The sequence below is a fragment of the Hydrogenispora ethanolica genome (assembly GCF_004340685.1).
GTDB classification, from domain to species: domain Bacteria; phylum Bacillota; class UBA4882; order UBA8346; family UBA8346; genus Hydrogenispora; species Hydrogenispora ethanolica.
Genome location: NZ_SLUN01000003.1, coordinates 174,390 through 195,062, shown reverse-complemented (window position 1 = coordinate 195,062; position 20,673 = coordinate 174,390). Strand labels below are relative to the sequence as shown.

Below are 20,673 nucleotides of genomic sequence, written 5' to 3'. Positions count from 1 at the left end.
CAGCGCCCCCGCCGGGCCTTCATTTGGCCGCGCCTTCAAGGTTGGAGGTGCAATGCGGGCAACGAACCGCCCGCGCCGGGATGGCGCTCAGGCAATAGGGGCACTCGCGCGGGGCGGGCCCGGGCGCCGCTTTGGGCTTGAAACGGTCCAGGAAGCGGACGAACAGAAAGATCGACCAGGCGATCAAGAGAAAATCGACCACGCCCGTGATGAAGCTGCCGTAGTTGATCGTGGCCACGCCGGCTTTCTTGGCCTCGGCCAGCGTCGGGTAGGCCGCGCCGTTCAACGCGATAAACAAATTGCTGAAATCAATTTTGCCGGTGATCACGCTCACCAGCGGCATAATGATGTCATCCACCAATGAACTGACGATCTTGCCGAACGCCGTCCCGATCACCACGCCGATGGCCAGATCGAGAACATTTCCTTTCAGGGCGAAATTTTTAAACTCTTTGATCATGCGCAAACCTCCATTGGCCGTTATCCCCCTTCATTATAAAGAGGAATGCCGGACCAATCAAGGGCGATCATTGGAAAACGCAAGATATGTCGGAAGAAGTTTCCCCCGCCTCCCCACAGCAACCGTGCCCTTCGGCGCAATCCGGCCGGTCCGCCACACTCCCCGGCGCTTCTTGGCGGGCGAACGCCGGACCCGCGGCATCATCCGCGGGGATGCGTTGAAAAAATCCGCCCTTTCCGGATAGGTTCGCGCAAAAAATGTACAAAATAAGATCCGACCAAACGAAAGCCAAGGAGTGAAAGTCGATGGAGAAAGAACGCGCCCGGGCGATCCTGGAATCCCCGGAGACAATCTACGTCACCTATCAAAACCTGCCGGTCTGGATCGAAAATGTCCAAGCCGACGGCGCGACCCGGATCCGGGATCTGAATTCCGACCTCCAGCTGGAGGTCCCGGCGACGGAATTATTGGAGATCGGTCCGGGCCAGGAAAATGATTGAGCTGTACTTCGGATGAAACCGTACCCGATACGGCGTGCCAAAATGTACCGGCGCCGCCGCGCTGGGCATGGCGTTTCAGCCACTGTGCGAGCCCGCCCGGCCACTGTGCAAGCATGCGCGGCAACCGGGCGATCATGCGCGGCGGCTGCGCCGGGATGCACGGCAACTGCGAGAGCTCGCACAGTAACCGTGTAAGCTTGTACAATTACTATGCGAACATACGCCATAACCGAGTGATCATGCGCGGTGACAGAGAAAGCATGCACAGCCGCTCGGCGAACATCTTGAATGATTCACAACCGTTCTCGGAGAGTAACGGCTCTGGTTTTTCCATCGAAAGTAACAGAGGAAGGAAAAAACGGTTTAGAAAGCGGACGCCTGAGGACATCTTCGAATTTCGACTTTCTTCCGGAAGGTTCCGCCGGCCCCGCCGCTATTGCAGGGCCAGCTCCACCGCTTTTTCGGCGTGAATGGCGGTGCTGTCGAAGAGCGGGACCGGCACATCCTCCGGCTTGATCAATAACGGAATCTCGGTGCAGCCGAGCACGATCCCCTGGGCGCCGGCCGCGGCCATGGTCCCGATGATCTGCTGGAAGGCCGCTTTGGAAGCGGGGTTGATGATCCCCCGGACCAGCTCGTCATAGATCACCCGGTGCACGGTTTCCCGGGCCGCCGCATCGGGGACCGTCACCCGGAGCGGTTGCCGCCAGGCCAGCCGGTCCTTGTAAAAAGGCTCCTCCATGGTGAACTTGGTGCCGAGCAGTCCGATCCGGCTCAAGCCGGCCTCCCGGATGCGGTCGGCGACGGCGTCGGCGATGTGCAGCAGCGGAACCCCCAACTGTTCCTGGACTGCGTCGGCCATTTTATGCATGGTGTTGGTGCAGATGAGGACCAGCTCGGCCCCGCCGGCCTCGAGCTTCCGGGCCGCCTCGATCATCATCCGGGTCAGCTCCGCCCATTCCCCCCGGTGCTGGAGCGCCGCGATCTCGGCAAAATCCACCGAAACCATGATGCTCCGGCAGGAATGGCTCCCGCCCAGCCGCCGCGCGACGGCCTGGTTGATGATCCGGTAGTATTCGCTGGATGACTCCCAACTCATCCCGCCGATCAATCCGATAGTCTTCATACCCATCCTCCTTCACGAACTCTCCGGCGCCAGGCCGGCCGTTTGCAACAGCCGCCCGGCCTCCGCCGGGGTCAATTCCCGGTACTCGCCCGGCCGCAAAGCGGGATCGAGCTCCAACTCGCCCATGGCGACCCGCTTGAGGTAGAGCACGGGTTTGCCGACGGCCTCGAACATCCGCTTGATCTGGTGGAACTTCCCTTCATGAATGATCACTTCCACTTCCGAGCGGGTTCCGGCGTCCAGGATCAGGAGCTCCGCCGGCAACGTCCGGTAACCGCCGATATCGATCCCGGCCCGGAAGGCCGCCCGGTCCCCATCGTCCACCGGGCCGTCCACCCGGGCCAGATAGCGCTTGGGAACGTGTTTCTTGGGCGCCAGCAGGCGATGGCCCAGCTCGCCATGGTTGGTCAAAAGCAGCAGGCCCTCGGTATCCTTATCCAGCCGGCCGACGGGGAATAGATCCTTATTCCGGAACCGCTCCTCCAGCAAGTCCAAGACCGTCCGGTCGCGCTGGTCCTCGGTGGCCGAGACCACTCCGGCCGGCTTGTTCAACATCAGGTAGAGATACTGGACCCAACGGACGGGCCGGCCGTCCCCGCAAACCTCATCCACCCCCGGTTCCAACTGAAAAGCCTCGTCCCGGATCGTGCGGCCGTTGACGGTCACCGCCCCGGAGCGGATCCAGCGTTTCACCCCGCTCCGGCTGCCGCAGCCCATATTCGCCAGATACCGATCCAGCCGCATCACGCCACCCCTGTCCCAACGGAAAATTGATTCATCCTGTCCCGGAGTCGCTCCGGTTCTGAAAGCCATGTGATAAAGTCTTTTGAGCCGGAAATTGCTTGCTAAAAGGTATAAAACTGACTTAATCCCTTGCTTCTCTGAGCTTTTGTATCCACCCTGGCCTTCGGACAGGGTTTATCACAACGCTTCGAATAGGATTCGCAAAACGCCGTAATTCTTGAGAGTTTTATTCGGCGACGGCCAAGATTATCCTTCAGTCTTTGCAAAAAACCGGCGCTGCAACCTCGCGCCGGTTTCATTTTCCATATTGGAGAATGGCCTAAGCTCAAATGGCTTTCAAGGCCGTTTCCAGGCTCTCGATCAACAGCTCCGGCTCCTCCAGCCCGATGTGGAAACGGACCACCGAGATCAAATGATCCGGCGCGTCGGGATGACCCACCGCATACGGGAAGACCAGGCTCTCATATCCGCCCCAACTGACGGCCCGTTTGAAGAAGCGCAACTGGTTGGTGAAGGCGGCGACGCGCGCCTCATTCCGGGTGGCCAGTTTCAGCGAGAACAGCCCCGAACCGCCACGCATCTGGGCCTTGGCCAGCTCGTACTGGGGATGTTTGGCGTAGAACGGATAATAAATCTCCTCCACTTTGGGATGTTGGGCCAGATAGTCGATGACCCGCAACGCATTGGCGTAATGGGTCCGCATCCGGACCTGCAGGGTCCGCAAGCCCCGCAGCATCAGCCAGGCCATGAAGGGATCCGGCACCGTGCCGATATTCAAAAACTCGGTCGCGAAGATATGCTCGATATCCGCGGTATTGCCGACAATGACGCCAGCCACCAGATCGCTGTGGCCGCCAAAATATTTGGTGCCCGAATGGACCACCAGGTCCACGCCGTAATCCAGGGGATTTTGATAGATCGGCGTCGCCCAGGTATTGTCGATGACGGTCTTGATCCCGTGCTTCCGGGCCAGAGCGGCCACAGCCTTCAGATCTTGCAGCAGGAAAGTGAAGGTGGTCGGACTCTCCAGGTAAATGATCTTGGTATTGGGTCGGATGGCCGCTGCAATTTCCGCCTCATCCGTGCCACTGACATAAGTATATTCCACCCCGAAACGGGCGAGGTATTTCTCCAGCAACGTCTTGGCCCAACTATAGGCGTCGCGCACCATCACGACGTGATCCCCGGTCTTTAAAAACGCCAAGACGCTGGCGGAGATGGCGGCCGCGCCCGAGCTGACCAGTTTGGCCCGCTCGCCGTGTTCCAGGGCGGCGATCTTGCTTTCCAGCAGATTCACCGTGGGATTATTGCCCCGGGTGTACAGACAGTTGTGGGTTTCATCCCCCAGCGCCCGCCGGAAATCTTCAAACGTCGGAAATGCAAAAATCGAAGTCTGAAATAAGGGCGGGCTGACCGCTCCGAAAGGAAATTCTTCCTCTCCCAGGTGATGGAGTATTTCAGTGACATTCTTTTTCTGGCTCATCCTAAACAATGCTCCCTTTCACCCGCCCCTCGCCGGGACGGGCATTCTGAATATAATGTTTATTCTTTGATGGCCCCTTCGGTGAGACCCACCACAATGTACTTTTGGGCGAATGCGAACACGATCAGGGTCGGCAGCAGCGCCACCACGATCCCCGCGCTCAGGACGCCCCAGCTGACGCCGGCTTTGGAAATGAATGAATTCAGCGCCGCCGGCACCGTCATATGCTGTTCGGAGCTCATGAACATGACCGCCAGGAACAGTTCGTTCCAGATATTGACGAAGGCGAAGCTGAAGATGGCCGCCAGGCCCGGCAGGACCAAGGGAACCACGATCTGGAACAGGGCCTGGAAGCGGGAACAGCCGTCGATCTGGGCCGCTTCTTCCACCGATACCGGGACCATGGCGAAAAACCCGCTCCCCATGATGGTGGAGAAAGCGATCATCATCCCGATATAGATCACGGACAGCGTCATCAGGTTGTCGCTCAGCCCCAGTTGGGCGAGGAACGAATAGAGCGGCGTCATGATCATGTAGGTGGGAATGATCTGGGTAAAGTACATTCCCAGCAGGAACATCAGCCGCACCCGTTTGGCGCGGAACCGCGACAGCGCGTAGCCGCTGAGCATCGAGATGAACAGGGCCCCGGCCGAACCCATCAGGGAGACGAAGACGCTGTTACGAAAATAAAGCTGAAAATTGCTGATCTTGAAGAGATAGGCATAGTTCTCCAGATTGAAGCGCTCCGGCAAGTAACGGATGGGGAACGCATAAATCTCCCGGCCGCCCTTTAAGGAGGTGACCACCACCCAATACAACGGCAACAACGCCGCGACCAGGAACAGCGCCAGCAAGATGACGCGGGCCGCCACAAACAGCAGCCGCTTGAGGCGGGCCATCCGGGCGGGCCCGATGCGGGGAACCAAAGCGGCACCATTCATACTCATACTGCACCCTCCTCTTTAGCGCCCGACGCCCGCAGATAAATGATGGCGCAAGCGAACAAAAGCACCATGATGATGACTCCCATGGCCGATCCCTGGCCATAATCGTAAAATTTCAGGATCTTATTGATCATTTGCGTCGCCAGAATATTGGTGGCGTTATTCGGGCCGCCGCCGGTCATCGCATAGATGATTTCGGGGAAATTCATAATCCAGATGGTGCGGAGCAGCACCGTGCTGACAATGGTCGCCTTGATATAGGGAATGGTGATGTAGAACAGCCGTTTGACGGAGTTGGCGCCGTCAATCTGGGCGGCCTCGAACAGCTCCTTGGGTATGGATTGCAACGCCGCCAGCAGCATGATGGCGAAGAAAGGCACGCCGTACCAGATATTCACGATGATGACCGAGATCATGGCAAAGCTGGGATCGGACAAAAATCCGATCGGCTGCTGGATCAGATGCAACCGCATCAAAATATCGTTGGCCATGCCAAATTGGCCGTTGAAGATCCAGGCCCAGATCAAGCCGATGGCAAACCCCGAGAGTGCCCACGGATAAAAGACCAGGCCGGAATAGACGCCCCGGCCGCGAAATGGTTCTCTGAGCAGCAACGCCAAAATAAAGCCCAAAACGAATTGGAAGAATAGCGATACATAGATCCAGATCAGCGTATTGATGATAATGCGCCAGAAATTGAAATTGGGATCGGTCAGGATAGCCTTGAAATTATCCAGGCCGTTAAAGCGGACCAGCGAAAGATCGTTGTTGAGGTTATAATTCTGGAACGCAATCAGGATACCCTTGATTACCGGGAAGAAGATCACCAATCCCAAGAACAAAAAGGCCGGAAGCATGATTGCAATCAGAAAACCCATCGGATTCCGTCGCACTGGGGCACCTCCAAACTTTGTTAAAGGAGAGGCGCCTCCTACCCCGCAGGGACGGTACTCGCGCCTCTCCCGACTTACGTCCGGACGCTATTACTTCGTCCAGTAATCCTTCCATTTGGCCAAAACCGTCTCCAGCTTCGCTTGGCCCAGCAGAACGCTCTGCATGTCGGCTTCATGGATCGAACCCCATCCCGGCCATTTCGGCGAGGATTGCGGGAACGGTTTGAATACATACTTGCTGGGGGTGGTCATTTCTTTCAAGAAGGCCTGGTAATGTTTGCCCTGGAAGTACTTGTTGGTCTTGAAGGCAGTGCTCTGTACCGGAAGCGCGCCGTAATGCTCGCAGAAATAGGCATTCTTCTCGGCTGAACTCATCCACTTAATGAAGTCCCAAGCCTGGGCCGCATTCTTGGAGTAGCTGGGAATGCCCAGGCCGGTGAAGCCGTAATCCAGGTAAGCCATGCCGGTAGGACCGACCGGAACCGGGATGACCACATACTTCTCGGGGTCCAACATCTTGTCGATCAACGGAATGGCGTCCGGGTCCTGGATCAGGAAGGGCGTGATTCCGGAGACAAAGCCGTTGATCTGTTCGTTGAAGCCCCAGTTGATGGCGTCTTGCGGCGCGCCTTTCTTGAACAATTCAACATAGGCTTTCATGCCTTGGACGTAACGAGGATCGGTGAAATAATTTTTCTCTTCGGAATAGAGCACGGCATCTTTTTTGATGTCTTTGACGTAGGCTGAGGCAAAGTAGTCTGAGAACTTCATCTCGCTGGACTTGCCGCGCCAGGCGAAACCGTATTGGTTCTTGGCCGGGTTGGTGATTTTGATACAAGTGTTGATCAGCTCGGCAATGGTATTCGGCAAGGTGGTGACGCCGTTTTTCTCCAGGATGTCTTTCCGGACGAACAGCGCTTTGATGAAGATACATTGCGGAATGATGTACGGTGTGTTGTCCACGGTTTTGGCGGCGGCCACCGAGACCGGGGTTAAGGTCTTGGCCTCTTTCCAGCTGCGATAGTATTTGGCCAGATTGGTCAGTTTTTTGTTGTTGACGAATTGTTTGATGGTATTGTCGCGGACCTCGATGATGTCCAGCGGCTGATTGGAGTTGAGCATCAGGGTGGCCTTCTGGTCGGCCTGTTCGTACGGGGGCGAAATCAGATTGACCTTTACCCCGGGATGGCTGGACTCATATTCGTCGATCATCCCTTTGAGCATGGCGGTCCGTTCCGGGCTGGTCATGACTTCCAGGAAATTGATGGTCTTGGTCTCCGCGAACGCCGGAATTCCGACGAGGGCGACCACCAGGCAGAGGACTAAAAGAAACCTTTTCACTCGATACACTCCTTTGTTTTATATGATTTTTAAGACAATCCCTTTGGAAATACGCTCCTTCGCATCCCACCTCCCCCGTCGCAGCTTGCCGATTCGCCAAGCCTGCTTCGCAATGGTGTCCCTTGCACGGCCGGTACTGCGCCCAATGGTTATGTACGATCCAAGTTGTCCGTTATCCTAAGCCGCGAAGGCTGTAAAACGCCAGGAATTCCGGCTTTTTTAGAGGCTATGTGATAAAGTCCTCAAATTCGGAAATCATCCTTTCAATGGACTAAAAAACGACTTTATCACTTGCTTTTCTGAGCTTTTGTGTTCACCCTGGCCTTCGGCAGGGCTTATCGCAACGCTTTTAGGAGGCCGCCGTTTCCTTGCAAGCGATAGCTTCGATCTCGACCCGCGCGTCCTTGGGCAACCGTGCCACCTGTACGGCGACGCGGGCGGGATACGGGGCGCTGAAAAAGGTGGCGTACACCTGATTCATGGCGGTAAAATCATTCAGATCCGCCAGGAAGACGCTCACTTTGACCACGTTCGCCAGGCTCATGTCCGCCGTGGCCAGGATGGTCCGGAGATTGCTCAGCGCCTGTCCGGTCTGGACCGTGATATCCTCGCCGACGATGTTGCCGGTGGCGGGATCGGCCGGCAACTGCCCCGAGACAAACAGCAGATTCCCCACTTTAATGGCTTGCGAGTACGGTCCGATGGCTTGCGGTGCGTTTGCGGTGCTGATCATTTCTGTCATTGCCGTTCATTACTCCTTTTTAACCTTATTGAGGTATCGGTAGATGGTAGCTTCGGAGACTTTCAGCTGGGAAGCGACTTCGCCGATAGAACCCTTTAGTAAAAAAACGCCGCTGTTGTTGAGTTCCTTGATGATCTCGATCTTTTCATCCTGGGACATCCGCTCCGGAGAGATGCCGAAGTTTGTGATGACGGTTTCGATGCTCTCCAGGGCCAGCTCGCTCACGGAGGCGCTGAACCGCTCCACCGTCTTTTCGGCGTTGCTGTCGGGGGCGAAACCGATCAGATTGTCCAGATAGTTGCGGAATTGGGCGAGCTTCTCAAAGTCGATGTTGATGCAGAGCATGCCGACGATCCGCCGCTGGTCGTCCTTGATAAAGTAGGTGGAAGAGCGCAGATTTTTCCCGCTCCCCGATACCCCCTGGTAATTGGTGATATAGTTCGTGTCCCCGTATTTATGATCTTTCAGAATCTTGAGAACCAGATTGGTCGCGGGTGCGCCGATCTCCCGGCCGCTGACATGACTGTTGCGGATGGCGACCACCGAATTGTTGATGTCCGACATGTCGTGCAGCACAATCTCGGCATCATCGCCGAGCACTTCCGCTAAAAAATCGACCATGGGAACGTACTTTTCCAATAATGGGTGGATGACAACCAACTCCCCGGAAAGCTTTTTTCTCTCGTTATGTATAATAAATTATTATTGTGATAAATTATTATTATCATATCACGAAACATCGGCTTGATCAATAGCCGCATTTCAAAAAATGTCACCTGGATGTCATCTTTGATGTCACATCCGCTCATCCAATGGAATCAAAAGCGGTGTTCGTTCCCGGAATCCGATAGAACGGCAAATAAAAGTCAGATCAATGTCATTTATAAGAGCCGCAGCCGCGGAGGATCGCTCGCCTCCAACCGGGCGATACCATCATCCCCTCCTATCTTCGGCGACAACAAATTTGAGGAAAGAAAAACCCCTTCTCCGGCGTGGGAGAAGGGGGTCCGTATGGGAAACTGCTTCTAAAAGAGGCCTTGCTGCTGCGCCGCTTGGTCGTCCGCTTCATTCGGGGCCGGAGTCGTACCGCCGGATGGTTTGGGTTCCTGGAAAAACCAGTGCCAGACCTTGTAAGCAGTGCTCTGCGGGACATTTTTCTCGTCAAAGACCTCCTGGTAGGTGTCTTTGCTCAACCATCCGGGAACCGCCTGGCCCGAATGGCGATCGACTTCGGCCCAGACGATGCCCTCCGGTTCCTCGAATTGGGCGGGCGTCTTCCGCAGGTCGAGCCGTTTCATATACTTGCCCCACAGCTCGGCTGCGCTGGCGCTGCCCAGATTAAGGCGCTTATAGATCATCGGCTGTCCTTGCTGGTCATTGCCGATCCACAGCGCGGTCAGGACATCCGGCGTATACCCGACAAACCAGGCGTTGGTGTAATCGCTGGTGGTCCCGGTCTTTCCGGCCACCGGCCGCTCGGCCAGCCTGGCCCGGACTCCGGTGCCCCGTTCCACGACGTCTTGCATCAGCACAGTCATGATATAGGCGGTCTGCGGCGTCAGCACCTTCTTGGACGCGGCCGGGCCGTACTGTTTGAACAGGTTGCCGTGGCGGTCCAACACCTTCGTCACGCAATAGGGTCTCTGATACTCACCCTGGTTGGCGAAGGGGATATAGGCCGCCGCCAGCTCCAACGGGGTGATGCCCTTGGTGAGCCCGCCCAGCCCCAGCGCCGCGAGGTTCAGGTCGTTGGTCGCTCCCTGCTTGACCAGGGTGGTGATGCCCATCCGTTCCATCTGTTCGGCCACATTTCTGACCCCGACCTCCTGCAGCAATTGCACGGCGACCGTGTTGGTGGAATTCCGCAAGGCTTCCCGCAAACTCATCCGGCCGTGGAAGGTGCGGTCGTAATTAATGGGCGCCCAGGTTTTCCCGTTCCCCAGGGTGAAAGAGATCGGCTTATCCTCCATGATGTTGGCCGCCGTATAGCCCCGCTCCAAGGCGGTGGCGTAGACGAACGGCTTGATCGCCGAGCCGGGCTGGCGGGCCGAACGGACCGCCCGGTTATACTGGCTCTCCCGGTAGCTGCTGCCGCCCACCATGGCCAGAATACCGCCATTCTTCGGATTCAGCGACACCAGCGCCCCCTGGGGCTGCACTTTGGCCGGCACCTTCGGGAGCTGGGTCATGGTCGCCTCGGCTGCTTTCTGGATATTCAAGTCCAGGGTAGTATAGATCTTATAGCCGCCGAAGCGCAATTGATCCTCGGTGAAGCCTTCATGTTTCAATAAATCTTCCCGCAGGTAATCCAGGAAATAGCCGGCGACCGCGGTGGCGTTGCTGCGGCCGGTGACTCGCAAGGGCTCCTTGATCGCCCGCTGGTATTGGGCCTTGGTAATATACTTCTGCTCCAGCATCTTTTGGAGCACCACATTCCGGCGGCCTTTGGCCTGGGTCGGATGCTTGATCGGCGAATAATTCTCAGGACTCTGAATCATCCCGGCGAGCGTCGCCGACTGGGCCAAAGTCAGTTGATTGGCGGATTTCCCGAAATAATAGCGGGCCGCCGCCTCCACCCCGACATTGCCGTGGGCCAGATAGACGCTGTTGAGATACATCTCCAGGATCTCTTTCTTGGTGTAGACCTGTTCGATCTCCAGGGCCAGCGAGATATCCTGGATCTTGCGGCCCAGCGTCCGTTCGGAGGAGAGCAGCGAGATCTTGGCCAATTGCTGCGTGATAGTGCTGCCGCCTTCCATCCCGCCGCCGGGCATCAGATCTTTGATCACCGCCCGGGCCATGCCCCGGATGTCGATCCCGTTGTGCTGGTAAAACCGGGAGTCCTCAATGGCGACGGCCGCATTCCGCAGATCCCGGGTCATCCTGTCGGATGACGCCCAGATCCGGTTGTAGAAATAGAGATTGCCGATGAGTTTGCCGTTGCGGTCATAGGCCGCCGAGGCCATGCGGATATTCTCCAGTTTCTGTTGCATGTCCCGCGTCAGATTGGCCGCATAGACAGCGGTCCCGCCGAGTATGAAAATCATGATCGTGATCAGCCATAGCTTTCGTTTCAAAGAACCATCCCCGTATATTCCAAATTTGAACCGTATTTTTTATATCATATCATACCATCATCCCCAATGGATCATAACTGTCCCGGCTTGACCCTATGGGGATCAATAAATTTCTAAATTAAGATTGCATTCCAAAGGCCGGTAGCCTCGTTGGGCAGTCGCCGTCTTCATAGCATAAAAACCAGCCGTGGTTGCTGGTTATGGATATTTTGCCCCTATCCATGATAAACGCCGCCAGCCGCGATTAGTTTCCACGGCGCGGCGGTAGATCGTGCCAATTTTTCCTAAAAGAGCTGTGATAAACCGGCTGAAAAGCCGGAAGGGTCACAGCGATTGCTTGAAGCATTTTTTAGCCATTGAAAGGATGATTTCCGAATTTGAGACTTTATCACCTGGCTGCTAGGAGTTCCCCTTCCAGCGCACAAATTTCTTTTCCAGCAGGCTCACCGCGTAATACATCACCACCGCCACCACACAGAGGATGATCACGCTGGCCATGACCAGGCTCATGTTGAAGACCTGCCCGCCGTAGACGATCAAATACCCCAATCCTTCCTTGGAGACCAGGAATTCCCCGACGATCGTGCCCACCAGCGACAGTCCCAGATTCACCTTGAGCGCGGCGATGATGGTGGGGACCGAGGCCGGCAGGGTCACTTTCCGCAGGATCTGGCCCCGGCTGGCCCCAAAGCTCTTCAATAGCCTGATCTTATCCGGATGGACCTCGTTGAAGCCGTTAAAAACCATCATGATGGTGACGATCACCGAGATCCCCAGGGCCATGGCGATGATCGCCGGGGTGCCCGCGCCGAGCCAAACGATGAAGATCGGTCCCAGCGCCACTTTGGGAATGCTGTTGAGCACCACGATATACGGATCGAGCACTTCGGCGATGGTCCTGGACCACCACAACAGCACGGCGATGATGGTCCCGCTCAGGGTTCCCAGGATGAAGCCGAGCGTCGTCTCGCCGACGGTGGTCACGATATGGGGCCAGAGTTTCCCGGTCGCTTGCAACTGGGCGATCATCGCGCCGATCTTGCTGGGTTGGCTGGTGATAAAGGCGTTAATCCATTTGAAGTTGGCCCCGATCTCCCAAAAAGCCACTAGCGCCACCAGGAGCAGGCATTGGTAGAACCGGATCAAGAGCTCCTGGCGGCGGACCGTTTCTAAATAACAGCCGTGAAACTCGGAGACCGCCCCCCGGCGCAACCAGCGGCGCCACGGGCCGCCGCTTCCCTCTTCACAGCGCAGCCGCATCGCGCACCTCCAAATCATTCCAGATCTCCCGGAAATAACGGCGGAACTCCGGCGCCTGCCGGGCCTGGAAGGGCGAACCGTCTTTGCCGGTCAGCTCGATCCGGTAATCGGCCTTCACCTTCCCGGGGCGGGGGGTCAGCACGACGATCCGGTCGGAGAGCGCCACCGCCTCCGAGATGTCGTGCGTGACCAGGATCACGGTCTTCTTCTCCTGCTTGAGGATGTGATAGACTTCCTCTTCCAGGTTGAGCCGGGTCTGGTAATCCAGGGCCGAAAACGGCTCATCCAACAAGAGCACCTCGGGGCCCAGCGCCAGGGTGCGCGCCAGGGCGGCCCGCTGCCGCATCCCGCCGGACAATTCGGCGGGATAACGGTGCAGAAAATCTTTGAGGCCGTACCGTTCCAGCATCGCCACGGCCTGGTCGCGGTGGGCGCGGTCGTTCAAGCCGCGGATCTCCAGCCCCAGAAAGGCGTTGGCCCGGATGGTCCGCCACTCCAGCAAGTGATCATGCTGCAGCATATAGCCGACTTTGGGGGAGGTTCCGCTCACCTCCTGCCCGGCGATGGCGATCCGTCCGGCGGTGGGAAAGAGCATTCCGGCGATGAGCGACAGGATGGTGCTTTTGCCGCAACCGCTGGGACCGATCAGGGAAACGAATTCTTCGGCGCCGATCGCCAGGTCCACGTCCTTCAGGGCCTCGATCTCGCCGCTTTTGTTGACGTACTTCAGTCCGACGCCGGACAGTTCCACCTCGTGTAAGCTCAAATAGTCGGCCTCCTAAAAGCGTTGTGATAAACCCCGACGAAGGTCGGGTTGAGTACAAAAGCTCAGAGAAGCAAGTGATAAAGTCGATTTTTAGTCCACTGAAAGGATGACTTTTGAATCAAAGACTTTATCACATGGCTTCTAAAAGAGCTGTGATAAACCCGGCTAAAAAGCCGGAAGGTCACAGCCATTGCTTGAAGCCAGTGATAAAGTCGTTTTAAAATCCTTTTGCAAGTCGCATCGATTCGGAAAGGGACTTTATCCCATGGCGGCTAATTATTCCTGAACGTCCTTGATGGCTTGCACTGCAAATTTGGTATTGACCATTCTTTCATAGGGCACTCTTTTTTGAAGTTCGCCGGCGCTTTCGATGATGTCCTGCAGCCGGCTGAAAGCCGCTTTGGTCAGGATCGGATTCTGGTTCCAGGTATCCTGCGCCTGATAGCGTTTGACCGCGCGGGCGACGATGTCTTTGTCGGTATCCGGGAAAAAGCTCTGGATGTTCTCGACGATCTGCGCCGCCGAATGGTTCTGGACCCAGATCTCTCCTTTATAAACGGCATTGGTGAAGCGTTGCAGCATGCCCGCTTTCTTGGTGATCATGTCTTTGCGGGCATGGAAGACCGTGTAGGGCACCACGCCGCTGGCCACCCGGAACGAGGCCACCACGTGGGCGATGCCTTCCTTCTCCAAGACCGAGACGGTCGGCTCAAACAAGGCGATATAGTCTCCGACTCCGCTCTGGAACGCGCCGGATGTGGCGGTGAATTGGATATTCTGAAGAATGTTGACGTCTTTCTGAATATTGATGCCGTTCTGCTTCAGGACGTACTCCAGGACCATCTCCGGCATGCCGCCTTTACGGGCGCCGATGATCGTCTTGCCCCGCAGGTCTTTCCAGTCGAAATCGGGCGCCGGCTTGCGCCCCATCAGGAACGAGCCGTCGCCCTTGGTCAGTTGGGCAAAGGCCACCAGATAGTTGGCGGCGCCTTGATTGTAGACGTAGAGCGCCCCTTCCGGCCCCATCAGGCTGACGTCGACGCTGCCCGAGACGAGCGCCGCGGCGCTTTTGTCCGTGCCCCAGGCGGTGGAGAGATCGATATCGATCCCCTGTTCCTTAAAGAATCCCTTGTTGATGGCCACATACAGCGGCGCGTAAAAGACCGAGCGCACCACCTCCGAGAGGCGAACCTTCTCCACCTTCGGCGCGCACCAGGCGGCGCTCCCGCAGACCAGCGCCGCGACCAGCAGGAAAACCAGATATTTTTTCAACAAAACCCCCTCCTTTGTGGTATTGTATGCTTTCGGCACAAAGGAGGTGACGCCGGGCGGTTCTCCGGGGAGCGCCGCGGCCATTAATAATAGATATTCGGGACAGGTGCTTTCAATGACAACCAGCAATCCATGAGGCGGCGCGCCGGGGAGCGGCAGCGTTGCCGCACCGGAATTCCAAAACAAAAAACCCCCGCCGCCCGGGAGTTTTCAAAGTTCGACGGATCGGACCCCGCGTCAACGGTTTCCGCAACGGCACGGCCGCTTTTCCGTTCCGGGGGCCGGTAACGCCGCCCGTTGAAGCAGGCGCCCGTTCCCGCCGGCTCGCTCCGGCCCTTCTTTAAGGATCCCGAGGTCGCCGTCCACCGGGGATCGCCGCAGGCGCTCCATCCCGGCCCATCTAATATATCAGTAGATTCCCCCGCATGTTAGGTATGGTCTTCCGTCCAACTCGGATCTTCTTCATCCTTGTTAGGATGAAAGCCATCCTTGTAAGGGATGCTTCGATCCTTTCAAAGGATCTTGCGATCCTTGTAAGGGATGCCATGATCCTTGTCAGGGATGCTCTTCATCCTTGTAAGGGATCCCATGATCCTTTCATAGGATCCTGCGATCCTTTCTTCCCGAAAGGTCATCCTAGCATCCCGGAGCCTCGGGGAACCATCCCCGGGGCGCGTACCTGCATCTTCAAAGTTCATCCTCGCTTCCCGAAGGATCATCCTTCTTTCCCCAAGGTTTGAGGAAGCAGGACCAAGGCTTGGGGAAGCATCTACGAATCTTCGGGAAACATCCCGGAGGTTGCGGGAAACGGTGTTCCATTCCGCTCCAAACGACTCACCCCTTCAGCGGCCCGGGATGCGGGCGATACCCGGCAGCCGTTCCCCTCTCCGCCCGGCCCCGCTCACCCAGCGCCGCCCCGCTCGTCCGGTGCCGCTCCGGCCAGCTTCCGCCGGTAATCGGCGACCAGCTCGGCATAGGCCCCCGAAGCCAGCTCGGCCCCGCCGGCCGGGCTCAACCCGTATTTCCCCTTGGCGATCCGCGCGAACCAGCCGTAGACGTTCCGCTGCAGGATCACGCCGGTCTTGCGCGGCTCCGCGCCCAGCCCCCGCAGTTGCTTGGGGGACAACGGGCCGAACCGCTCCAGGCAGCAAGCGATATACAAGGCGTTTTCGCGATAGACCGTGAGCAACTTGGCGGAATGGCTGCCGCCGAGATTGCCGTCGCGGCTGCGGCCGTTCAATTCTTGGATCAGCTTCTGCCGCTTGCGCTGATGGGATTGCCTGCTTTTGACCCGGTCGAAGGGCTGCGCCGCCAGCGCCTGCTCCACATAGGCGAGGCCGTCTCCCAGGGTGACCAGTAACAGGCCCAGTTCCAAGCGGCGCAGCAAATGGCAGAGGTCGCGCCAGCCCGGGCCGAACAGCCGTTTTTTGGGCTTGGGGATGGCGATATAGACCGCATCGGCTACTTTTTGGCGTTGTGCCGCCTGGACCAGCAAGTCGACGGAGAGATGCTTTTTCAGCTCCACCACGATCAGCTGGCCGTCCTTGAAGGCGGCAACGTCGCAATGATGAACCTCGGCGCGGACCTCAAAGCCCTGTTTCACCAGAAAGTCCCGCACCGGCGGATAGAGGTCGGTCTCCCGCAACGGCCCGGCGGCCATTGCTTTGCTCCCGGCGCGCTGGTTCTCACTCATGCTTCCGACCGAACATCACCGCAAAATGGTACTGCTTGTAAAGGCAGTCGGTATCGGTGAAGCCCGCCTCCTTCAACCACTGGAGCTGCTGTTCCAAGGTGGCTTCCCGGTCCAGCTTCACCCGCTCGTAGCAGGCGTCCAGCTCGGCGCGGGACAGGCCGGAGCTTTCAATCCGTTCCCGCCAGCGCCGCTTGTTGAATGCCTCCAGGTACTCGCTGCCGCCCGATACCTGGTCGGCATTGACGAAAATCCCGCCCGGCTCCAGGAGCGAATAGCATTTCCGGTACAAGGCGCATTTTTGGGGATCGCTCAGATGATGGATGGACAGGGCCGAGACGATCAGGTCGCAGCGCTCCGCGAACGGGTATTCCAAATAATCGGCCAGAATGTACCGCAGATTGGCGCGGCCCGCCAAACGCCGCCCGGCCACCTCCAGCATTTTTTCGGAGAGATCGATCAGGGTGAATGCCGCCTGCGGGTACTTCTCCATGAGGAACATCGATACGAGCCCGGTTCCGGCGCCGATGTCCAGGATCCGGGGACGGGCCGCGGCCGTCTCCGCCGCCGCCACCACCGTCTGATAGAAATCGTCGAAACAAGGGATTAACTTCCGGCGCTGCGCGTCATAGTCCTGGGCGACGCGGTCGAAAGCCTCTTGAACCGGCGTTGTCATTTTGGTAACCACCTGCCCGAGTATGGGAATGAAGATCGTTATTCCCCGGTTCCTAAAAACTTTCCCCAAGAACCGGGGGGTCAATCTCAGGATACCACAGGTTCCGGAGCGAAACAATCGCCAGCCCGGTCTCTCCGTTCGGCATCTCCGACGTTCCGCGGGTTGAATGGGCAAACCCGGTTCAGCTCAATTTTGAAACCCTTTTCCAGGCATCGATATTGAAAAAAGCCCCTTACCAGAGGCTTTCCGTAACAGCGGATTGACACCGGGACCCAATGGTTTCCCCCCGCCCGGACCGCAATATCTCCTGCACGCCAGGCATATTCGGGTTGCCATCGCCATAGGATGCTACAACGGAGGATGGGTCGGATGAAACGGCACCCCAATTTGATCAATTTTTTTTATCTGGTCGGCTCGGGTCTGCTGGTTCAACTGGCCGGAACCTGTTACCGGATCTGGCTGGCCCGCCGGGTCGGTTCCGAAGGATTGGGCATTCTGCAGATGGTGTATCCGGTTTACCGTTTATTGAGCGGTATGGCCACGATCGGCCTGCCGATGGCTTTGATCAAGTGGGTGTCCGAATACCTCAGCCTCAAGGATTACGGCCGGATCATCGAGTTGCGGTCCCAAGCGGTAAAAATCGTGACCGGGACTTCCCTGGTCATCATGAGCCTGCTGCTGGCCGCCGCTCCCCTGCTGGCGCGGCATGTTTTTACCGATTTCCGGGTTCAGGAGGCTTTGTATATCGTCGCGCTGGCCATCCCTTTTTCAGCCCTCTCGGCGATCCTGCGCGGCTATTTTCAAGGCTTGTCGCGGATGGCCCCCACGGCCTGCTCGGAAATTACCGAACAGTGCGCGGAGATCACCACCACGGTGCTGGTGATCGTGGTCGCCGCGGCTTGGTTCCCCGTCTCCATTTACGCCGCCCCGGTGCTCGGCTTGACTCTGGGGGAGGTCGCCTGCCTCGCCACTCTGGTGTTCTTTCTCAACCGCCACCGCGCCGTCCCCAAATGGGACCAGGTGCCTCCGGCCCATCTGCCCCGGACGGAGATCCTCCGCTACTCGTGGCCGCTCTTGCTCAATCAGATCGTGACCTCGATCAGTCTGGCCAGCGAAGGCGTGATCATTCCCTATTTTCTGATCCAAGCCGGCTATTCTGTCTTTGACAGTACCGGACTCTTCGGGAAGCTGACCGGGATGGCCGAACCGGTGGCTTACTTCCCGCTGATCTTCATCGGGCCGCTGGCTACCGTGCTCTCCCCGCAAATCAGCTCGGATGCCAAGACCAACCGGCTGCGCAAGATCCACCGCAAAATTTTGCTGTTCTACGGCGCTTCCCTGGCGATCTGTCTGGCCGGCTTCATGCTGATCCTCACGGGCGCCCCCTGGCTGTCCCGGCTCCTCTATGACGACCTCTCTCCCGTATACCTGATCCGCCTCACCGTTATCGGATTGCCTTTCACCGGAGTCGCCATCCTGAATATCGCCATTTTGGCGTCGATCGGCAAAACCGATAAGGTTCTCAGCCTCAGTCTGTGGTCCACCGGGTTAAAGACCGGCCTGTTGGTGTTCCTGACTCCCTTGTTGGGGATTAACGGATCGGCCTGGGCGTTTAATATCGCCCAGATCTTTATGGCGTTGGCGAGCCTGGCGGAGCTGCGACGCTCCTGGCCAGAACCTGTCCCAAAAATCTGCCCCAGATCTCTGAGGCCTTTCCGCTTCCTAAGGCAACACCCTTGACTTCCAGCGGCTTGCTCTCCTGATCATTGCCGATCCACACCCCGGCCAGGATTTCGGGGGTATACCCCACGAACCAGCCGTTGGTATTCCAATTGGAGGTTCCGGTCTTGCCCGCCGCTTTCACCCCGATCTTGGCCCGGATCCCGGTGCCCCGCGCGATGACTCCTTCCATCATCGCGGTCAGGGTCTCGGCGGTCCGGGCGGAAATCACCCGCTCCTGACGGAGCTGGCCCCGGTAAATCAGTTTCCCGTCCCGGCTGTACACCCTCAACATACCGAACGGCTCGGAACGGGTGCCCTGGTTGGCAAAGGAGCTGTACGCCCCGGTCAATTCCAACAAGGTGACGCCTTTGGTCAGACCGCCCAGGGCCAAGGGCGCCAGACTGCGGTCATTCTTCTCCCCCTCTCCCACCAGGCTGACCAAACCCATCCTGCGGGTCAATTCGAAAACATTGGCGGGTCCCAGGGCCTGCACCAGCTGGACCGCAACCGTATTGACCGACTCTTCCAAGGCGGTCCGGAGACTGATCGTGCCGCGATACTGGTTATCGTAATTCTGGGGTTCCCAGAGCCGGCCATGGACGTCGATGGCCAGCGGCTGGTCGACCACCGGCGTATCCGGGGTATAACCGGCATCCAACGCGGCCGTGAACACAAACGGTTTGATGGCCGAACCCGGTTGGCGGTGTATCTGGTAGGCCCGGTTCGGTTCGGCCGCGGAATAGCGCCTCCCGCCGACCAGGGCCAGAATCTCCCCGTTTTTGGGATCCATGGCGACGATTGCGCCTTGCGGTTGGACGACTCCCCAACGGTCCGGCCCCTGGGCCGGTAAGTATTGGAGCGCTCCCTCGGCCGCTTTCTGGATCCTCCGGTCCATCGTAGTATAGATCCGGAATCCGCCCGACCGTAGATCACTCTCGGTATAGCCCGTCTTGGCGCGCAGCTGATCGAGGGCGTAATCCACGAAGTAAGCGCCGACATAGGTTGAACCGGGGTTATTCAAAGTGCCTAACGGCCGTTTGCTCAACTCGGCCGCCATTTTTTCCGGCAGGTAGCCGTGGCGCCGCATCAGTTGCAGGACCACGTTGCGCCGCGCCAGCGCCGCCTGGGGATGGCGAAACGGCGAATAGTATTCGGGCCCTTTGGCCAGGCCGGCGATGAGCGCCGCTTCCGCCACGGTGAGATCCGGGACCTGTTTGCCGAAGTAGACTTGGGCCGCGCTGTTGATCCCCCAGGAGCCTTGACCCAGATAGATGCTGTTCATATACATCTCCAGGATCTGCGCCTTGCTGTATTGCTGCTCGATGCGGATCGCATAGGACATCTCCATGACCTTGCGGAAAAAGCTCTTTTCCTGCGAGAAATAGAGATTCTTCACCAGCTGCTGGGTGATGGTGCTCCCGCCCTGGACCTTGCTCCGTTCTTTGACATCCTGGTATAGCGCGCGCAGGATGCCCCGGATGTCGATCCCCTTGTGCTCATAAAAACGCGCGTCCTCCGTGGCCACAAAGGCTTGCTGAAGCGCGGCCGGCACCTGCCGGATCGGCACCCAGATCCGGGCCCGGGCATAGAGATCCGCCACCACCTCGCCGTCCCGGTCATAGACGGTCGACGCGGATTTGTTCTTTTCCAGTTCCGCCCGGAGATTGAGCCGCCAAACGAAGGGGTTGAAAAAAATGAATAATACCAACAAAAACCCGACTCCCAGGACGAGTCCCAGGATGAGCCGGGAAAAACGCCGCCGTTTGCCGGGCCTGGTCAGCTTTCTTCTCCGGGAACGCACCATGCTTCCACCTCTTCCATAGCTTTATCTGCCGCTGTGCCAAAACATACAGGGGAAGAATGGAAAGCGGCCGTCCGTTCTCCGTTTTCGGGACGGTTCCCGGACCGCCCGGCCGGGGATGAGAATAAAATTTGCGCCCTTTCGCGGAAGCGTGTTAGAATGAAATCATTCGCGAA

General features: G+C 57.9%; 18 protein-coding genes. 2 read left to right on the top strand and 16 right to left on the bottom strand.

Annotation, left to right across the window (positions count from 1 at the left end; genetic code table 11):
* Positions 1 to 19 precede the first annotated feature (19 nt).
* Positions 20 to 460 carry a large conductance mechanosensitive channel protein MscL gene (mscL, locus tag EDC14_RS04110; RefSeq protein ID WP_132012917.1) on the bottom strand — a complete coding sequence of 147 codons (441 nt, stop codon included), beginning with the start codon at positions 458 to 460 and terminating at the stop codon, positions 20 to 22.
* Between the two features lie 305 nt (positions 461 to 765).
* Here mscL and EDC14_RS04105 point away from each other — a divergent pair, with 305 nt between their 5' ends.
* Positions 766 to 960: a small, acid-soluble spore protein, H family gene (locus EDC14_RS04105; RefSeq protein ID WP_132012916.1), complete on the top strand. Its 195-nt coding sequence runs from the start codon at positions 766 to 768 to the stop codon at positions 958 to 960.
* 433 nt (positions 961 to 1,393) lie between these two features.
* Here EDC14_RS04105 and EDC14_RS04100 read toward each other — a convergent pair whose 3' ends face one another.
* From EDC14_RS04100 to EDC14_RS04035, 14 genes are all read right to left on the bottom strand, one after another.
* Positions 1,394 to 2,086: an aspartate/glutamate racemase family protein gene (locus EDC14_RS04100; protein ID WP_132012915.1), complete on the bottom strand. Its 693-nt coding sequence runs from the start codon at positions 2,084 to 2,086 to the stop codon at positions 1,394 to 1,396.
* 12 nt (positions 2,087 to 2,098) lie between these two features.
* Positions 2,099 to 2,830: a pseudouridine synthase gene (locus EDC14_RS04095; RefSeq protein ID WP_132012914.1), complete on the bottom strand. Its 732-nt coding sequence runs from the start codon at positions 2,828 to 2,830 to the stop codon at positions 2,099 to 2,101.
* Between the two features lie 325 nt (positions 2,831 to 3,155).
* The gene (gene aar / locus EDC14_RS04090) at positions 3,156 to 4,313 is read right to left on the bottom strand and encodes a bifunctional L-alanine/L-glutamate racemase (protein ID WP_132012913.1); all 1,158 of its coding nucleotides are present in this window, start codon (positions 4,311 to 4,313) and stop codon (positions 3,156 to 3,158) included.
* Between the two features lie 59 nt (positions 4,314 to 4,372).
* Positions 4,373 to 5,260, bottom strand: coding sequence for a carbohydrate ABC transporter permease (locus EDC14_RS04085; RefSeq protein ID WP_243662804.1), 888 nt, complete (start codon positions 5,258 to 5,260; stop codon positions 4,373 to 4,375).
* Positions 5,257 to 6,150: a carbohydrate ABC transporter permease gene (locus tag EDC14_RS04080; RefSeq protein ID WP_132012912.1), complete on the bottom strand. Its 894-nt coding sequence runs from the start codon at positions 6,148 to 6,150 to the stop codon at positions 5,257 to 5,259. Before EDC14_RS04080 ends, EDC14_RS04085 begins: the two co-directional genes overlap by 4 nt.
* Before the next feature lie 90 nt (positions 6,151 to 6,240).
* On the bottom strand, positions 6,241 to 7,491 hold the full coding sequence (locus EDC14_RS04075) for an ABC transporter substrate-binding protein (protein ID WP_132012911.1): 1,251 nt from the start codon (positions 7,489 to 7,491) through the stop codon (positions 6,241 to 6,243).
* A 349-nt stretch (positions 7,492 to 7,840) separates the two neighbouring features.
* On the bottom strand, positions 7,841 to 8,233 hold the full coding sequence (locus EDC14_RS04070; protein WP_132012910.1) for a RidA family protein: 393 nt from the start codon (positions 8,231 to 8,233) through the stop codon (positions 7,841 to 7,843).
* Between the two features lie 9 nt (positions 8,234 to 8,242).
* Positions 8,243 to 8,872 (bottom strand): helix-turn-helix transcriptional regulator, encoded by a 630-nt coding sequence (locus tag EDC14_RS04065; protein ID WP_279388728.1) that lies wholly within the window; start codon positions 8,870 to 8,872, stop codon positions 8,243 to 8,245.
* A gap of 386 nt (positions 8,873 to 9,258) precedes the next feature.
* Positions 9,259 to 11,310 carry a transglycosylase domain-containing protein gene (locus EDC14_RS04060; protein WP_132012908.1) on the bottom strand — a complete coding sequence of 684 codons (2,052 nt, stop codon included), beginning with the start codon at positions 11,308 to 11,310 and terminating at the stop codon, positions 9,259 to 9,261.
* A 399-nt stretch (positions 11,311 to 11,709) separates the two neighbouring features.
* Positions 11,710 to 12,570 (bottom strand): ABC transporter permease, encoded by an 861-nt coding sequence (locus EDC14_RS04055; RefSeq protein ID WP_132012907.1) that lies wholly within the window; start codon positions 12,568 to 12,570, stop codon positions 11,710 to 11,712.
* Complete coding sequence (locus EDC14_RS04050; RefSeq protein WP_207930702.1) at positions 12,554 to 13,336, bottom strand: ABC transporter ATP-binding protein; 783 nt, start codon at positions 13,334 to 13,336, stop codon at positions 12,554 to 12,556. The genes EDC14_RS04055 and EDC14_RS04050 overlap by 17 nt, the downstream gene beginning before the upstream one ends.
* Positions 13,337 to 13,612: 276 nt before the next feature.
* Entirely contained in the window at positions 13,613 to 14,794 is a 1,182-nt protein-coding gene (locus EDC14_RS04045; RefSeq protein WP_243662802.1) for an ABC transporter substrate-binding protein, read from the bottom strand.
* Between the two features lie 715 nt (positions 14,795 to 15,509).
* The gene (locus tag EDC14_RS04040) at positions 15,510 to 16,301 is read right to left on the bottom strand and encodes a DUF2161 family putative PD-(D/E)XK-type phosphodiesterase (RefSeq protein WP_243662801.1); all 792 of its coding nucleotides are present in this window, start codon (positions 16,299 to 16,301) and stop codon (positions 15,510 to 15,512) included.
* Complete coding sequence (locus EDC14_RS04035; protein WP_132012906.1) at positions 16,294 to 16,974, bottom strand: class I SAM-dependent methyltransferase; 681 nt, start codon at positions 16,972 to 16,974, stop codon at positions 16,294 to 16,296. The genes EDC14_RS04040 and EDC14_RS04035 overlap by 8 nt, the downstream gene beginning before the upstream one ends.
* 369 nt (positions 16,975 to 17,343) lie before the next feature.
* Between EDC14_RS04035 and EDC14_RS04030 the strand changes: the two genes are divergently transcribed.
* The gene (locus EDC14_RS04030) at positions 17,344 to 18,714 is read left to right on the top strand and encodes an oligosaccharide flippase family protein (RefSeq protein ID WP_165907776.1); all 1,371 of its coding nucleotides are present in this window, start codon (positions 17,344 to 17,346) and stop codon (positions 18,712 to 18,714) included.
* Here the strand turns inward: EDC14_RS04030 and EDC14_RS04025 are convergent.
* Positions 18,605 to 20,500, bottom strand: a complete 1,896-nt coding sequence (locus EDC14_RS04025) for a transglycosylase domain-containing protein (protein ID WP_132012904.1) — start codon at positions 20,498 to 20,500, stop codon at positions 18,605 to 18,607. The genes EDC14_RS04030 and EDC14_RS04025 overlap by 110 nt on opposite strands.
* Positions 20,501 to 20,673: the final 173 nt, after the last annotated feature.

Bases quoted from the DNA above. Each gene is read 5' to 3' on its own strand.
- EDC14_RS04070 (WP_132012910.1), bottom strand. From the start codon at position 8,233: ATGACAGAAATGATCAGCACCGCAAACGCACCGCAAGCCATCGGACCG.
- EDC14_RS04040 (WP_243662801.1), bottom strand. From the start codon at position 16,301: ATGAGTGAGAACCAGCGCGCCGGGAGCAAAGCAATGGCCGCCGGGCCG.
- EDC14_RS04025 (WP_132012904.1), bottom strand. From the start codon at position 20,500: ATGGTGCGTTCCCGGAGAAGAAAGCTGACCAGGCCCGGCAAACGGCGG.
- EDC14_RS04055 (WP_132012907.1), bottom strand. From the start codon at position 12,570: ATGCGGCTGCGCTGTGAAGAGGGAAGCGGCGGCCCGTGGCGCCGCTGG.
- EDC14_RS04095 (WP_132012914.1), bottom strand. From the start codon at position 2,830: ATGCGGCTGGATCGGTATCTGGCGAATATGGGCTGCGGCAGCCGGAGC.
- EDC14_RS04100 (WP_132012915.1), bottom strand. From the start codon at position 2,086: ATGAAGACTATCGGATTGATCGGCGGGATGAGTTGGGAGTCATCCAGC.
- mscL (WP_132012917.1), bottom strand. From the start codon at position 460: ATGATCAAAGAGTTTAAAAATTTCGCCCTGAAAGGAAATGTTCTCGAT.
- EDC14_RS04035 (WP_132012906.1), bottom strand. From the start codon at position 16,974: ATGACAACGCCGGTTCAAGAGGCTTTCGACCGCGTCGCCCAGGACTAT.
- EDC14_RS04030 (WP_165907776.1), top strand. From the start codon at position 17,344: ATGAAACGGCACCCCAATTTGATCAATTTTTTTTATCTGGTCGGCTCG.
- EDC14_RS04085 (WP_243662804.1), bottom strand. From the start codon at position 5,260: ATGAGTATGAATGGTGCCGCTTTGGTTCCCCGCATCGGGCCCGCCCGG.
- aar (WP_132012913.1), bottom strand. From the start codon at position 4,313: ATGAGCCAGAAAAAGAATGTCACTGAAATACTCCATCACCTGGGAGAG.
- EDC14_RS04105 (WP_132012916.1), top strand. From the start codon at position 766: ATGGAGAAAGAACGCGCCCGGGCGATCCTGGAATCCCCGGAGACAATC.